The organism is Halohasta litorea (assembly GCF_024494645.1).
GTDB lineage: Archaea > Halobacteriota > Halobacteria > Halobacteriales > Haloferacaceae > Halohasta > Halohasta litorea.
This window is the reverse complement of the sequence record NZ_JANHDJ010000006.1, coordinates 1-13,768: the sequence shown is the minus strand read 5'-3', so window position 1 is coordinate 13,768 and position 13,768 is coordinate 1. Positions and strand designations below refer to the sequence as shown.

Below are 13,768 nucleotides of genomic sequence, written 5' to 3'. Positions count from 1 at the left end.
TACAAACCCTCTGCGCGCCGTTTTCCGGGACTGACGTAGTCGCCGTTTCGGAGCGGGGACCGCGCCCGCCCGCTACCGCAGGCAGGCACGGTGGAACGTGTCCCCGAAGGGGACGCATCGCCCCGTCGCTGTCCGGATCGTGACCGAACGGAGGGAGCGGCCGCCTCCGTTCGGGATTCAGTGCGCTCGCACCTTGGCAAAAAAAGACGACGATGGCCCGGTGTTACTCCTCGCGACCCGCGTCGAACTCCTCGTCGGAGATTCGGCCCATCAGCCAGTCGTTCGTCGCTTCGATCCGCTCGGCCGAGATGTCGTGCTCGCCGGCTTTCGACCCGTCTGCGTTCATCTCCATCAGCCACTGGTGGTTCTTCGCGTCCATGTCCCACGCGGGCGGCGAGGGCGCTTCACTGGACATCTTGCGACGGGTGCCCGGCCCATCCCCGTGTGCGAGATGGACGATTTCGGCTTCCGCGTCCACCGCAATCGACGTTTCCCACTCACCGTTCCGCTGGTAGGCGTTGACCTTGCCGCGCTCGATACGCACCTGGTCGCCCTCCTTGAGCGTCGGCTTGCGACCCGACTTCTGCCAGATGACCACCTTCACCGTGTCGTCGTTTTCGTCCGAGAGCAGCCCGACCTGCCGCTGGCCCGTTCCACGCGGGGACCAGAGCACGTCAACCGTCGCCTCGATCGTCGTCTGGTACTGCTGGAAGGGATCGATAGAGGCAATCGACTGCTTCACGTCCGGGAACTGCTCGACGCTCTCTTTGAGCCCGATGGTCGCGTTCGTGATGTGCTGGCCAGCCGCGAGTCGAACGGCGAGACACCGGGCGAACGACGCGCGTCCCATGTACGTTTCGTGCCCGAAGTGGTCAGCCAGCCGCTGAGCCGACGTGTTCGCCTCCGCAACCTGCGATTGCTCGAGGTCGCCCCACGGGTTCTCGTTCGTCTCGACCTCCGGTGTCTCGTCGCTCGTCGTCCGCGCGTAGTGCGTGTCAGCCGTGACCTCGGCCCGACATCGCTCGGCCCGGTCCGGGATGTCCTCGCCCTTCTCGGCCGCCTGCTGGCGCACGCGCTCGAACCGCTCTGCGAGGTGCGTCGATTTCCGGTCCGCCTCGGCTTCGCCTTCGATCCGCTCTTCGACCGCTAACGTGTACGATTCACGGTCCATCTCCGGGTCATCGAAGCCCCGAGGCGCACGCCGCGACTCACGCCGACTGACCTGCCCTTCGATGCCCATGTCAGTCGTCTTCAGCCCGCCCGCCGCCTCGTTCGCGTCACCGAGCGCGACCGTCATCACGTCCGCGCCGACCGTGATCCCGCCCGTCCCGCCGAACGACTGTCGGCCAGTCTCCTCATTCGACCACACGCCCTGCATGTTCACGTCGTTGTCTGAGATGCCGTACGCGCCCGTCTCGCCGATGTCGATGTTACGCATTTGTATTCAACTCCAAACCCAATGAGGCCTTTCGAGAACCCCATCACCCCGACTGGGTGATAAAAACTCTCTGGCGAATCAGCGAGCAGCCTGTGTGGAACAAAACTCACACAACCGCCGCCGACAGCCGGCACGACCCCTACTGGGTTCATCCTCACTATGATTTTCAACACCCCTCAACAGTTGGAAGCAACCGGGCGGCGTCCGGCACTGCGAGGAGCTCAGGCACGGTCGATTCCGAGGGAAGGGTCCCGCTCGGAGAGCGGGAAGGGTCCGGAAGGAATCGGGTGTGCCTGCGCCCGCAGCTGTCGGAACAGCGGGGGTCGCGCTAGCGGTCGGCGCGACCCTCGCTGTGTTCTGGTCGGGCCGAGCGGTGTGGAGAGGCCCGGACAGAACCGTGAGGGATTGGCCGGTGAAGTGGCCGATACCGCTGGAAGGGACCCGCGAGGACCTACCGGATCCGAGCGGGTAGGGTCCGGCGGTATCGAGGACCACATCACCGCCACAAGTTGGAAGCGTACAGGTGGGTGCCCCGTTGAATCGGTCGGAGACGGTGGAAGGGACCCGCCGAAGGCGGGTAGGGTCCGGCGTGATCCGACCGATATCAACGAGGGCACGCGCCTGAACGAACCGACAAGTGGTCTCCCCAACCCGCCCGGTTGACCGCCGACAAGTGGGGGGTGTGGTTAGCACTTATCCGGTCCTTCCGGCACGGCGAGGAGTGCTGTCGCGGGCGATTTCAATCGGAAGGGACCCGCTCGAAGAGCGGGAAGGAGTCCGGCAGGAATCGTCCGCGACAGCGCCCGCAGCTTGCCGGAGCAGTGGTGGTCGCGCCTGTGTGATAGCGCGACCGCCACTGGGTTCTGTGGCGGGCCGAGCGGTGTGGAGAGGCCCGGCGCAGAACCGCGAGCGGTTAAGTGCTAAGAAAATTGTGCTGTTTCCGCGGACTCCGGCGGTCGGCCCCCACCGCCGGAGCGGTTCCCGGTACGTGGCCTGGCAGCCGCCGCCGTCGAACCGCGTCACCCGTCAGATGCGCTCGATGAACAACGTGAACCCGGCGCGCACGGTCGATGTCGTCGGAAGGGACCCGCCGAAGGCGGGTAGGGTCCGTCGAGATCGTGAGCCGTGCGCGGTGGAGTGAACGCAGATGAATCGGGCGGATATGGTCGGGATTCCGCGCGAGCCGTCGGCTGCGAGCGGGCACTCTCCAGCGCGAGCGTGGTCGCTGAGCCGGTCGATTTCTGTGAGAAATCGTGACCCGGCTCAGTGCCGCTCGCGGTTCGGAGAGTGGCCAGCGAGTACGACCGACGGCGAGAACGGCCGCCGAGCCGGTCGAATTGCGGCAGACGGGACCCGCGCGCGGTTTGCGCGGGGAGTTGTCTGCCGGATTCGGCCCGGCCCGGCTCGGCGAGCCGTTCCGACGACGCGGAATGCGAGCGCGCAGCGAGCAAGCGGTTCGGTGGGGGCGGCAAGCCAGGGCGCGTTCCCGGAACCGTTTCGACTCGGCGGCACTGCCAGTCGACGCGCCGGGATGCGGCGGAAGGGACCCGCCCGGAGGGGCGGGTAGGGTCCGCCGGATGCCGGTGGGTCGAGTAGGCAGGGCGGCGAGTGCGCGGCGCGCGCTACTGCACGCGCCAGCGCAGAAATCGAGGAAGTGAGGAAACCTGGTCGTAGCACGACCCGATGTGAACAAAGGCCGCCGCAGGCGAGTGACGAGCGGTGTCGCGACGCGGCTGAGGTCGGTGGAAGGGACCCGCGAGCGGCTTGCGCTCGCGGGTAGGGTCCGGCGACGTCAGTCGGGTCGGGGCCGCGCAGTTCTCGACTGCGGTGGTCGCAGTGAACATCGGCTCTCGGGGGGTGGGTACTGAGCCGTGCGCGTCCGGCGAAAGCAACGCGATTCGCCGGAGGCGTGCGGGGTCAGTAACCCACCGCGCGTAGAGCAGCGTCCCGGAAATCAGCCGCTATAAACGACGTGCGCCTAAATCACCCACGTGCGGCGCGGTGAGAGTGGCCGACTATCTCCGATCGTCGTGTCGCTCTGGATCCAGCTGTCGCGTGCGAGGAACGCGCGTGCTGGTGGCTCGCGGTACTGGTGGGACTGAAAGGGGCTCGCCCTGTCGCGTTCACGTGGTCGCCTCGACCGGCCCCTATCCGAGCCGAACGGTGTGGAGAGGCACGGATATGCCGTCGAGCGGCCGCGACAGGGCGAGGGGCTTTCGAGGTGGGCTCTTAGGTCTCGTCGTAGAAGTCGTCAGCGTCGACGCGGGTCTCGCTACCTGGTCCGTGGACGATCACCACTTCCTCACCGAGCCGGTAGACCTCGTCGGCAGGGGTGATGTCGTTTGGTCCGTCTGGCGGATGACTGTAGTCGGGGGTGTTGGTCTCGTCCATCTGATCCTCCACCTGACTCGGGAGGTAAAAACGGCTGGTGGTCGCGGTCAGGCGCAGCCCGAGCGAGCGGTGTGGAGAGCGAGGGAGGGGGAGGCCGACGCAACTATGTCCGTCGGTCTCCGGCCTCGGCGGGAGGGGCGGAGCGGAGCGTAACGGTAGCAGCGAGCGAAAGCGAAAGGGACGGACTCGATCAGTACCGCATCGAGTCCGCGCCCGCTTCGATCATATCCGCTGCTTCGCGGAGCGTCTCGGCGACCTGCTTTGCCTCGTCTTCGTCGATGGTCTCGACCGCGGAACAGCTCATCTCGCGGCACTCGATGAGGTGCTCGAGGTGTTCGGAGGCGTTGGTTGCTTTCTCGGTACCACGCACGAGGGTTCGACCGCCTGCGCTTCGCGCCATACGCGCTCCCGTACCCCGAACGCCCCTAATGGTCTTGCCGCGAGCGAAGCGAGCGGCCCCAGTGGGGCAACCGCAAGCCGGCGCTACTGCACCGGAAGGGCGGTTGCATGGCCTTTAGGGGTGTTCGGGAAGACCGGGCGCTGGCGCGAAGCAGACATACCCGGCGAGTGGGTCGCCAGCCTGCTGGCGACGCACGCGCCGGCCCCGGCAAACATCTACGTCTTGGCGCAGCCCGAGCGGGCGGTGTGGAGAGCGAGGGAGGGGGAGGCGCGAGCGATTAGCGGTGAGCGAGCGGCTCCGGCCTCGGTGGGAGGGGCGCTGAAAAGACGAGAAGGTCGGCTAGGCCATCGACCACAACGAGGTTGCGTTGGGGCGGAGATCGAGGAAGGGGATCGTCTTCGGGACTGAGCCGAAGTTGATCTGCGTGAGGACCAGTCCGGTGGCGGCGTCTCGCATGTCGAGTTTCGACGCGAACGCGGCGGTGTGGGTGAAGATCGGCGTCCGCGGGGCGTGGGCGGGAACCTCGTGACGGTCGCGGTCCTCGACGTCGATCGCGGCGACGACGGCGGGGACATCCTCGGGGCGGACCAGAATGCCGTAGAACACACCGCCGTACTCGGTGTGGACGGAGCGGACGTCGACGCCGCCGAAGGATCCCTCGGCATCGCCTGTGGTTTGGAGTTCTGCGGGGAGGTCCTCACGGGTGACGCGCGGCGAGTCGAACGAGAACGCCTCGACGGAGTCATCAACGACGGTCGCGTGCTGGGCGAACTCCTCGACGCCGATCCCGACTTCGGGGCCGTCGTCGCTGGCCTTGTGGCGCGAGGCTGCGAGATACCTCGCGTCGAGTTCGCTGTTTTCGGAAACGGTGTAGGTCTCGTCTTCGATTCGGACGTTGTATGCGGTGGTGGACATGGGTGTGGAGTCTCTGCTGTGGGTTTCGCGGCGAGCTCGGAACAGTCAGCGGTAGTCGTCGATCCGCACTTTCAGGTGCTTGTGAGAGTCGTCGCCTCCGGCGACCTTCCCGCCGATATGGCCGCGGAGCTGCTTGAACTCGTCAGAGTGGAAGCTACAGCCGCTTGCGGGACAGGCCCCCGTCTCGACGTAGGGGGTGACTGCTCCACCGCCGGACTGTTCACCTACGGGCTCGGCTGCGGTCTCCGCCGCGGGGATGTCGATGTGCTTGAGGAATGTCTGGAGGTGTCCCGCGACATCGTGGCCCCAATCGAGGAAGTGCTGGAGACAGCTCTCGGTAGCGCCCGCCTCGAAGTGCCACCGGCCACCATCGAATCGGGCGTGCGCTGTGAGTTCGGGGATCGCGTTGAACGCATCTCTCGTCTTGTACGGGGTTTTGGTTATGAGCCGTTCATTCATGAATCGCCCATCGTCGCTGGGGAGCGAAACCGAGCCGGCAAAGAAGATATCGTCCTTCTTCCGGTACGTCACGTCCTGTTCGTACACGGCGTCGCGGCTCGCCGGCAACCCACTGAAGCGGATGACCGGATTCGCGTCGACGAGCTCGGGCATAGTGTGAGCGATCTCGGTGAGCTTCTCGATCGGATCGTCGATGGTCTCGCGGTTGTGCTGGCTAACTGGGCTAACTGTTGACTGTGACATTGTCTCGAATCCTCTGTCCAAATCGGGGAATAGAAACTCTCTGCGGGTTCGTTTACCGCCGAGTGGGGCCGCTACATCTCGCGGAGTAGCCCACGGACTGGCGTTACAAGAACACTGGAAAAACGGTGTGGGGGGTCTCGGGAAGTGGTGGCACGAAAAACACTGGAAAAACGGTGTGGGGCAGGGGGGAAGAACACTGGAAAACCGGAGTGGGTCTACTCGTCGTCGGCGAACTCGTTGAGGACCTCGTCGGCGTGTTCGTATTCGTGGCGCGTCCGGGGGGAGTTGTACCGCCGGATACAGTCGAGCATCGGCGACGAGATCGCGTGCCAGCCTTCCACTGAGGCGTGCTCGGTAACGTAGCCGACGAGGTCGTCCTTGCTGAAGTCGCGCGAGGATGTCTTGATCGAGTCGACGGCGACGAGAACGTCGTTGTCCGGGGCGTTGAGGATATGTCCGTAGCCGGCGGCGTGCGGGTGCGGGTACCCACGGAGGATTCGCATGTCGTCATCGACTTCGTCCCGGAAGGCGCGGTGGTGTTTCGGGACGACCTTGAGGATCCGGCCCTGCTTCTCGTCGTGATACACTGCCCGCCCGAAGTCGTCGACGCCGACGAGCCACGTGTTGTAGTGGGTGGTTTCGCCGGTCTGGTGGTGGACCTTGGTGCGTCGGAGGGAAGCGTCCCACTTCTTCAGCGAGAACGGAGTGTAGCAGCTTCGGCAGATGCGGCCGACCTCGGGGAGGGAGATCGCGTCACGGTCGGTGGAGTGGCCGCATTCGTGCGTGCTCTCGGTCATCGTCTCTTGGGTCTGGGGTTGTGAACTGCCAGTCATATCTCTCGCTTCAATCGAGATGTAAAAACTGCTCTGCGGGGCGCGAACCTGCTGTCCGGGGCGGTGATCAGGAATGCGGTCAGGCGCAGCCCGAGCGGGCGGTGTGGAGAGCGAGGGAGGGGGAGGCCGACTGAAAGGAGGGCTCCGGCCTCGGCGGGAGGGGCGCACAAAAGAGAAAGAAGAGAAGAGAGGGGCAGACGCACACAACAACGACGGAAGGGGGCTCGCCTCGCCTCAGTCGTCAGCCGGGCCGGCGACCGCAGCGGCCTCGGCCGCGACCGGGCGACTGTCGTCCTGGGGCGTCTCCGGCTCGGCCGTCTCGGCCGGCTCTTCGACGCCCAGCCCGACGTTCTCGAGGTCCTCGTCCGAGAGGCGCTCGCGCAGGTCCGCTTCCTGCTCGTCGGTCAGGTCCTCGACCTCGATGCCGCCCTCGCGGTTGCTCTCGAGGAGCGCGCGCGTCCAGTCGAGCACACCGCCGACGCCGCCGCTGGGTCGGACAGAGCGGATCTCGCCCGGTGCCTTCGACGCGAACTTGACCCAGTCGTTCTGGCCGCGAACGTCGCCAGCCGCGTGCTCGTAGCTGTCCGTGCCGTCCTCGATGATGATGACGTGCTCGGCCGTCGCCAGACTGTCGAAGTAGTCCGAGAGGAGCCGCTCGGTCGCTTTCGCCTTCGACTTCGCCTTCGCCCGCCCGATACGCGCGCTGCCGCCGAACTCGCGCTCGCTCTCGTCGAGGCTGTTCTCGTCTTCGAGCAGCTGGAGAACCTCGTAGTTGATGAGGTTCCGGTCGTCACGGTCCGAGAGGTCGAACGCCTCGATCTCGTCAGCCGTCATGTCGTGGACCTGCGCGACTGCCGCCACGATGGGCTTGTCGCCGTCCTGGGCGACGCCCTCCACGGAGTAGCCGCTGCCGCTCTCGGCGGGGTCATCGAGGAACATCCGGAAGTCGAGCGAGTAGCTGTCGACATCGGGGCCGTCCGAACCGAACATCTCGCCGACCGCCTCAGCGATCTCGTAGCTTCCGCGGACGACGACTTCGTCCATGGACTGGCCGAGGTTGCCAGCGAGACCGTTCACAGCCGAGCAGATCTCGTCCGCCATCGCATCCATGTCCGCGATGTATCGCGGGTTCCCGGCGATGCCGGTGGGGATGACGAGGACAGTGTTGTTGGAGTCGATACTACCGTTCTGGGGAGTGCTGGTTGCGCTCATTGGATTCACCTAAATCGAGGGATGGATCATCGGAACGAACGAGAACATGTCTTCGTTCGCGCCTCTCACTTCAACGCCCCTCGCCCCAACCGGGGTATATAAACCCTCCTGCGGTCGCTTCGAGGAGCTTGGGATGCGTTCCGACATCTCACCCAGCACGCTGGCTGTGGTGGTCTGGTCGGAGTGTGACTTCTCGAACATCCCTCTACCCAATTCGGGGACTATAAAATCTCCCGGCGTGGGCCTGCTGTGTGGGATACACGACGGAAGTCCCTGTCCAACCACTCTCGTAGGCTGGTCAGTGGTACTCCCGTATGCTACTGTTCGAGTCATCCCTCACTTCACTCGGGTCATATAAACCTCTCCTGCGGTGCTGCCCTTGGTATCGCATCAGTCGGTCGCTGGCTCGCTTGCGGATCGGTGGCTGTCCCCCGGCGCAGCCCGAGCGGGCGGTGTGGAGAGCGAGGGAGGGGGAGGCGCGAGCGATCGGCGGCGAGCGAGCGGTTCCGGCCTCGGCGGGAGGAGCCCAGATCGGGAGTACGGCGAAGCGGCGTGATGGTACCAAAAGGGGGGTCCTACACTCGCTGGCGGCGACCAGTGTCGATGGGTGACGCTGACGAGGTGAGGAACTCATCGAAGACGGGTTCGTCAACACGGTGGACGTGACCGCAGTTGCTACACTGGAATTTGTTCTCGCTGAGCGGTTCTGAGTTGCAGCCTGATTGGCAAGCCATTGTTATTAGACCTCACTCGAAACCGGGGAATAGAAACTCTCTGCGGGGCGCTTGGACATACTTGGGGTGGGCCGATACGAAGCGAAGCGGGCGGAATGGCGCAGCCCGCCGCGCTCGCCGTACGAGCGCAAGGGAGGGGGAGGCCGACTGAAAGGAGGGTTCCGGCCTCGGTGGGAGGGGCTGAGCGGTCTGTGGTGTCTGTGGGGTCCCACTCGTCGCGCGTGACTCCGACGCGCGTGGTGGTGGCTCAGACGCCGTAGGATGCTCGCTGTGCGTCCGCCGGATTCGGGTGTGGTTTTCCACTCGCGGGAGCGCGGAACGTCTCACGGTCGGCGGTGGCGTCTGGAGGGCGCGGGGGGAGACGACGCAGTCCGGTGTGGTTCGGAACGGGTCGTCACTCGTCTCGGTCGAGCGCGTCGAATATCGAGGCCATGCTGCCGTGGATCTTGGTGAACGCGGCTTTCGCCGCCTCAGCTAGCTGGATCATCGTGTGGTCGGTGACTTGGAAGTCGACACTGTCGTCCGTATCACGGGCGACGAGTCGGATCGTGACGACGTCCTCGGCATCCTGGTGGATCTTGATGTCACCGAGAAAGCCCAGTTCGTGCGTCGGTTCAGTGATCAGCGGGTCGTCGAATTTGTTGGGGTTGTCCGTCATAGGTGGTTAGGCGTCGAGTTCCGCGACGATCGTCGGGTCGTGCTCCTTGAACGGCTTCCAGGCGTAGTTGCCGAAGTGGTAATTACACCGACCTGCGGCGAGCGACTTGAGACCGCGGGCAGTATCTTCGCCGACACCGTCGATCAGCGTGAGCTTCCACTTCTCGTTGTGGTGGATGTCGGGAATCGTCGAGAAGCCGGCCCGCCGAAGGTTCGTCGCGAGCTGCTTCCCGACGCCGAACAGACTCTCGATATTGATCAGCGCATCCGGCATGTGCTGGATGGCGAGCGACCGGTTGTGAATATCGTAGATGTCGAGTTCAGCGATTTCGGCCTCAGTCTGTCCGGCTCGTCCTGCGGTCTGGGTCTGGTGTGTACTCATTTCGAATACGCCTCACCCAAAACGGTGGTTAAAAAAATCTCTGCGGGGCGCTTAGGGGGTGGTGTTCTGAGAGGTACATTAACTATAGTTGAACGTGATATCTGAATATGAAGGTTGAGATAGAACCTACTCATGTTGGAGAAAGGGCAGCCCCAGAAAGAGTGAAATTGGACTATGAGGGGGAATGGGTGACGGGTACGATGGTCATAGAGGAGTGTACTACGGAGGGAAGTACGTCCGGCGGTTCCGGGCATCTGATCTTCACGACTGGGGGGGACAATATGTACAAGTTCAGGCGCTGTGCCGATGGTGAGGGTATTATATCAACAGTTGAAGATGTCGAGTTTCCTGCTCTGGCAATTCCTAGTGATTCTGCTATTGCCCTCGAAGATAACCTCTATCTGCTCTGTGAGAGAGAATAAGACAGGAGTTTGTTCGTAGTGAACTGAGTTCGGGTCTTGAAACGTGATCGCCGGGTCCGATTGATCGGCCTCGTTTTCTAGGATTGGTGCTGCTTTCTTCCGGCGCAGCCCGAGCGGGCGGTGTGGAGAGCGAGGGAGGGGGAGGCGCGAGCGATTGGCGGAGAGTGAGCGTCTCCGGCCTCGGCGGGAGGGGTTGTCGCTGCTCGCGAAGCGGTATCGCGCGGATCGGTGCTGTCGACGGTCGAGGACCGCGCCTCGGTCAGGCGCAGTCCTCGCAGATGACCTCGCGCTCGGGGCCGCCGACGAAGCCGGATGCGTACTCGAGGTTGGCCGTGGGGACGACCCCCGACTTGCCGCAGCGGTCGCACGACGCCGTCGAGTGGGCCGCCGCCGCGCACGTCTCGCCGTGGGGGTCATGGTCGGGCTTCTGGAACTCCGGTTCGTCGCGACTCTTGAACGTGACGACCATCGGCTCGGGTTCCTCGTCGATGCGCTCTGTAGCGGCGGTGTCACCGGGCATGTCTGAATCCGAACCGCGGTTGCGGGTATTACCTCGCCCCCTTGTGGGGTGACCGAAGGGAACCGCGAGCGGGCGGTGTGGAGAGCGAGCGGCGACGGTTTTACCAGCAACCGCGGAAGTCGGGTGAGTGCCCGGTGACTCCGCCAGCGCCGGAGAGCGCGTCGGCGGCCGAGCCGTCGGAACGTTCAGGCGACAACCGCGGGTGGAGTTCTGCCGGCCATGACGCGGCGAGCGGGGTGGTGGCCCCGGTGCGGCGTGCGGCGGCAAGCGGGGCGGCCCGAGCGGACGGCCTCGCGGAGCCGGCGGCAGCGGACAGGCGCAGCCCGAGCGACTGGCTGAGAGCGAGGGAGGGGGAGGCGTGAGCGATTGGCGGTGAGCGAACGGCTCCGGCCTCGGCGGGAGGGGCCTAGTGGCGAACGGTTGCTTGGAGTGTAACCCACTGAAGAAACCGAGCGTGTCGGGGTTTTCGCGGTCCCCGGTATGACGATTCTGTACGCCCTCACCGAAGCTATCTCGAGAATGAGAGGTGGTTATTTGCCGGATCTGCAATGCCACTAAGGAGTTCTGCGATGCCTTTCCCGACGGGGTCTGGGTGAATGTTGTTGATGTCGCGATCCGAAACGGACAGTAAGCCGTCGTGTTCTGGGTGGCCGATGGTGCATGAGTCGGTTGACGTGAACTGGTGAGCGTCGATTGTGTTGACGCTATGTTTGGCGTGAAGCTTCTCGTTGATGTCGAACACGTCAGAGTCTCTGAAACTCGGCGCGGCTTGATAGACAAGGGGAAGAATGTCCATTTCGGCGATGTCCTCTTTGGTGACATCCTCTGCGAGGGTTTCCTCGTTGACTCCTGTGAGTCTCGGAGCGTAAATGAACTCTGAGTCGCGGTGTTGGATGGTTAGCAATACATCACGGGAGGTGCCATCGGTAAAGATGATCTCCACGTCGTTCGTGATTGGGAGTTCCACACAGCACTTTTCTCGGTATGTTGATAAAGCTCTGCTGGTCAGGACAGTTCATGGGGCGGGGTTGTATCGCTGAATGGCGCAGCCCGAGTGGGCGGTGAGGAGAGCGAGGGAGGGGGAGGCCGACGCAACTATGTCCGTCGGTCTCCGGCCTCGGCGGGAGGGACTGAACGGAAGCTGGCCGCGGTCGGCGGGGACCCGGTTGGAGCGGTCGCCTCTAGTCGCTGTTCCACGCCGGCTTGTTGTGCGTTTGGTGCCGGTGGGCGATCCGTTCGAAGTAGGGGATCATCACGTCGACCATGGGTTCGAAGCGGCGGGTGTCGTGGAGTTCGACGCCGAGCGCGTATCGGGCGGCCTCCGGTCCGTGGCCGGACTGGCCTTCTCGCGGCTTGTTGGGGTAGTCCGGGTCTTGGAGTGCTGCTTGGAGTTCGTACACCTGCGCCTGCTTCATCGGCGTCCAGTAGTCGCCGCCGACCTTGTGGCGACGCCAGGCGATCGTGGAGCAGTCTGCGTACTCCGAGTCCATCCCGACGACGGTCGCGCGGCGGCTGAATGCGTCTCGGATGGGGGACCAATCCGCGTCGGCGAGTTCTGAAAGGTCCAGCTCACCGCCGTTGCGACAGGTGTCTTCGAGGGCGTCCTTTTCCCAGAGTGCGTCGACATACGCTTCGCCTGCTTCGATCGCGGCCGCTTCGTCTAGATGTTCGAACTGGAAGGCATCGACGGCGGCGAACGCCTCGATGGATGCCGCTCGCTGTCGCTGGTCGTGGTACATGAAGCCCATACCGAGGGATTCGGCAACAGTTCGAGGCGTCTGCTCGCTGGTCTGACTTGGAGTCATTTCTATCTCTCAGTTCCCCTCGGAGGTCAGAAAATACCCAACGGCGAGGAGATCACAACGACGGGCGACGGGACTCGGCTGATTAGTCCGGTGCCGTCCGGCTGGGCGTTCGCGAGTGGTCAGGCGCAGCCCGAGCGGGCGGTGTGGAGAGCGAGGGAGGGGGAGGCGCGAACGATTGGCGGAGAGTGAGCGTCTCCGGCCTCGGCGGGAGGAGCGCAACAGCGTCGGACCTGGGAGTCGCCCGAGCCGATAGGGGATCCCGGTGAGCCAGGTGAGCCGTGTGCGTGGCGTTAGTTTCGGAACCGGGAGGCGAGGTCCTTCGCGTGTTCTGGGTTGAGCGACTGGGGGCCAACGTTGTTGAGATCGTGGTCGGTAGCGAAGGACTCGGGTTTCACAACGTGAGAGACGTCGTCGAACGCCGCATCTCGGGATTCGCAGAGGGTTTCGCAATCGCGTTCCGCGCCAGTTGCGACGACGATTCCGTCCGAGGGCTCTTGGTGGGGGTAGATTTGGACGAGGACGTGGTGATCGGTCGGCGAGCTCTCTGATTCGGTCGTCGTGTTGGTGGACTTCATGATGTACTCCTCTACCTCAGTGTCGGGAGGTAAAAACAGTGCCGCGGGGGGTGAGACTGCGGACACCTGAGCGACTGCGGGTAGGTACCGAGCTGTGGCGCAGCCCGAGCGGGCGGTGTGGAGAGCGAGGGAGGGGGAGGCGCGAACGACTGGCGGAGAGTGAGCGTCTCCGGCCTCGGCGGGAGGGCCACAGTGGCGAACGATTCACTCGGAGCGCGTCTCACCGGCCTGACGAGAGCGCCGAGGGTGGCTACCCCCAGGTAGCTCCGCAATTGGCGCACTCATGATAGACGGCGCGATCGCCGTCCCCAGTTGGGAACCGCGCCTTTGGTAGCTTCCCGACGTTCGGGTTGTCGCAACACTGGCCGTCGTCGCGCTGCTCGCCGCCGTCGTCCGATTCGCTTCGGGCCATGTTCGACCGAAAGCCGCGGTTGTGGGTAATTCCTCGCCCCCTTGTGGGGTGACCAAGGGGAACCGCGAGCGGGCGGTGTAGAGAGCGAGCGGCGACGGATTTACCCGCAAGCGCGGAAGTTCGGGAGTGGCCCGAAGCAGCAAATCGGTCGTCGGCAAGTCGTGACGACGGCCAAGTCCGTCCACCCGAACGAGGTGAAGTACGAGGCGGTGAGCCCGGACGGGGAGCGCGACGCTCGACATCGTGAGTGGGTATCGGAGCTACAGGGGAGTAGCCCACGCGCGGTGGCGGGATGACGCGGGAGGGGCTGGGGCAGTAAGAGCGGGAAACCGGCGCGCGGTTTGCGCCGGGCAAACGTTCTTGACTGCCC

The 13,768-nt window shown here is 64.4% G+C and carries 16 protein-coding genes; 3 read left to right on the top strand and 13 right to left on the bottom strand.

Annotated features, from left to right (window positions below):
• Positions 1 to 223: 223 nt before the first annotated feature.
• Positions 224 to 1,438: a hypothetical protein gene (locus tag NO877_RS13900; protein WP_256396957.1), complete on the bottom strand. Its 1,215-nt coding sequence runs from the start codon at positions 1,436 to 1,438 to the stop codon at positions 224 to 226.
• A 1,243-nt stretch (positions 1,439 to 2,681) separates the two neighbouring features.
• On the opposite strand from NO877_RS13900, the gene NO877_RS13895 reads away from it, so the two are divergent.
• On the top strand, positions 2,682 to 3,005 hold the full coding sequence (locus tag NO877_RS13895) for a hypothetical protein (RefSeq protein WP_256396956.1): 324 nt from the start codon (positions 2,682 to 2,684) through the stop codon (positions 3,003 to 3,005).
• A gap of 662 nt (positions 3,006 to 3,667) precedes the next feature.
• Here the strand turns inward: NO877_RS13895 and NO877_RS13890 are convergent.
• The 6 genes from NO877_RS13890 to NO877_RS13865 form a co-directional block, all read right to left on the bottom strand.
• The gene (locus NO877_RS13890) at positions 3,668 to 3,829 is read right to left on the bottom strand and encodes a hypothetical protein (protein ID WP_256396955.1); all 162 of its coding nucleotides are present in this window, start codon (positions 3,827 to 3,829) and stop codon (positions 3,668 to 3,670) included.
• A 190-nt stretch (positions 3,830 to 4,019) separates the two neighbouring features.
• The gene (locus tag NO877_RS13885; protein ID WP_256396954.1) at positions 4,020 to 4,229 is read right to left on the bottom strand and encodes a hypothetical protein; all 210 of its coding nucleotides are present in this window, start codon (positions 4,227 to 4,229) and stop codon (positions 4,020 to 4,022) included.
• Positions 4,230 to 4,568: 339 nt separating this feature from the next.
• On the bottom strand, positions 4,569 to 5,144 hold the full coding sequence (locus tag NO877_RS13880) for a hypothetical protein (RefSeq protein ID WP_256396953.1): 576 nt from the start codon (positions 5,142 to 5,144) through the stop codon (positions 4,569 to 4,571).
• 45 nt (positions 5,145 to 5,189) lie between these two features.
• The gene (locus NO877_RS13875) at positions 5,190 to 5,846 is read right to left on the bottom strand and encodes a hypothetical protein (protein ID WP_256396952.1); all 657 of its coding nucleotides are present in this window, start codon (positions 5,844 to 5,846) and stop codon (positions 5,190 to 5,192) included.
• Positions 5,847 to 6,061: 215 nt separating this feature from the next.
• The gene (locus NO877_RS13870; protein WP_256396951.1) at positions 6,062 to 6,679 is read right to left on the bottom strand and encodes a hypothetical protein; all 618 of its coding nucleotides are present in this window, start codon (positions 6,677 to 6,679) and stop codon (positions 6,062 to 6,064) included.
• A gap of 234 nt (positions 6,680 to 6,913) precedes the next feature.
• Entirely contained in the window at positions 6,914 to 7,891 is a 978-nt protein-coding gene (locus tag NO877_RS13865; RefSeq protein WP_256396950.1) for a hypothetical protein, read from the bottom strand.
• A 379-nt stretch (positions 7,892 to 8,270) separates the two neighbouring features.
• Between NO877_RS13865 and NO877_RS13860 the strand changes: the two genes are divergently transcribed.
• Positions 8,271 to 8,447 carry a hypothetical protein gene (locus tag NO877_RS13860; RefSeq protein ID WP_256396949.1) on the top strand — a complete coding sequence of 59 codons (177 nt, stop codon included), beginning with the start codon at positions 8,271 to 8,273 and terminating at the stop codon, positions 8,445 to 8,447.
• Between the two features lie 572 nt (positions 8,448 to 9,019).
• On the opposite strand, the gene NO877_RS13855 is transcribed toward NO877_RS13860, so the two are convergent.
• Together NO877_RS13855 and NO877_RS13850 are read right to left on the bottom strand one after the other, a co-directional pair.
• Positions 9,020 to 9,283: a hypothetical protein gene (locus NO877_RS13855; protein ID WP_256396948.1), complete on the bottom strand. Its 264-nt coding sequence runs from the start codon at positions 9,281 to 9,283 to the stop codon at positions 9,020 to 9,022.
• 6 nt (positions 9,284 to 9,289) lie between these two features.
• A complete protein-coding gene (locus NO877_RS13850) occupies positions 9,290 to 9,664 on the bottom strand; it encodes a helix-hairpin-helix domain-containing protein (RefSeq protein WP_256396947.1) in 375 nt (124 codons plus the stop codon).
• A 107-nt stretch (positions 9,665 to 9,771) separates the two neighbouring features.
• Between NO877_RS13850 and NO877_RS13845 the strand changes: the two genes are divergently transcribed.
• Positions 9,772 to 10,086, top strand: coding sequence for a hypothetical protein (locus NO877_RS13845; protein WP_256396946.1), 315 nt, complete (start codon positions 9,772 to 9,774; stop codon positions 10,084 to 10,086).
• Between the two features lie 259 nt (positions 10,087 to 10,345).
• Here NO877_RS13845 and NO877_RS13840 read toward each other — a convergent pair whose 3' ends face one another.
• From NO877_RS13840 to NO877_RS13825, 4 genes are all read right to left on the bottom strand, one after another.
• A complete protein-coding gene (locus NO877_RS13840; RefSeq protein ID WP_256396945.1) occupies positions 10,346 to 10,606 on the bottom strand; it encodes a hypothetical protein in 261 nt (86 codons plus the stop codon).
• Between the two features lie 508 nt (positions 10,607 to 11,114).
• Entirely contained in the window at positions 11,115 to 11,573 is a 459-nt protein-coding gene (locus tag NO877_RS13835; RefSeq protein WP_256396944.1) for a hypothetical protein, read from the bottom strand.
• A gap of 214 nt (positions 11,574 to 11,787) precedes the next feature.
• The gene (locus NO877_RS13830) at positions 11,788 to 12,411 is read right to left on the bottom strand and encodes a hypothetical protein (protein ID WP_256396943.1); all 624 of its coding nucleotides are present in this window, start codon (positions 12,409 to 12,411) and stop codon (positions 11,788 to 11,790) included.
• A 290-nt stretch (positions 12,412 to 12,701) separates the two neighbouring features.
• Positions 12,702 to 12,986: a hypothetical protein gene (locus tag NO877_RS13825; RefSeq protein WP_256396942.1), complete on the bottom strand. Its 285-nt coding sequence runs from the start codon at positions 12,984 to 12,986 to the stop codon at positions 12,702 to 12,704.
• Between the last annotated feature and the right edge of the window lie 782 nt (positions 12,987 to 13,768).

Bases quoted from the DNA above. Each gene is read 5' to 3' on its own strand.
- NO877_RS13900 (WP_256396957.1), bottom strand. From the start codon at position 1,438: ATGCGTAACATCGACATCGGCGAGACGGGCGCGTACGGCATCTCAGAC.
- NO877_RS13890 (WP_256396955.1), bottom strand. From the start codon at position 3,829: ATGGACGAGACCAACACCCCCGACTACAGTCATCCGCCAGACGGACCA.
- NO877_RS13885 (WP_256396954.1), bottom strand. From the start codon at position 4,229: ATGGCGCGAAGCGCAGGCGGTCGAACCCTCGTGCGTGGTACCGAGAAA.
- NO877_RS13880 (WP_256396953.1), bottom strand. From the start codon at position 5,144: ATGTCCACCACCGCATACAACGTCCGAATCGAAGACGAGACCTACACC.
- NO877_RS13875 (WP_256396952.1), bottom strand. From the start codon at position 5,846: ATGTCACAGTCAACAGTTAGCCCAGTTAGCCAGCACAACCGCGAGACC.
- NO877_RS13870 (WP_256396951.1), bottom strand. From the start codon at position 6,679: ATGACTGGCAGTTCACAACCCCAGACCCAAGAGACGATGACCGAGAGC.
- NO877_RS13865 (WP_256396950.1), bottom strand. From the start codon at position 7,891: ATGAGCGCAACCAGCACTCCCCAGAACGGTAGTATCGACTCCAACAAC.
- NO877_RS13855 (WP_256396948.1), bottom strand. From the start codon at position 9,283: ATGACGGACAACCCCAACAAATTCGACGACCCGCTGATCACTGAACCG.
- NO877_RS13850 (WP_256396947.1), bottom strand. From the start codon at position 9,664: ATGAGTACACACCAGACCCAGACCGCAGGACGAGCCGGACAGACTGAG.
- NO877_RS13845 (WP_256396946.1), top strand. From the start codon at position 9,772: ATGAAGGTTGAGATAGAACCTACTCATGTTGGAGAAAGGGCAGCCCCA.
- NO877_RS13840 (WP_256396945.1), bottom strand. From the start codon at position 10,606: ATGCCCGGTGACACCGCCGCTACAGAGCGCATCGACGAGGAACCCGAG.
- NO877_RS13830 (WP_256396943.1), bottom strand. From the start codon at position 12,411: ATGACTCCAAGTCAGACCAGCGAGCAGACGCCTCGAACTGTTGCCGAA.
- NO877_RS13825 (WP_256396942.1), bottom strand. From the start codon at position 12,986: ATGAAGTCCACCAACACGACGACCGAATCAGAGAGCTCGCCGACCGAT.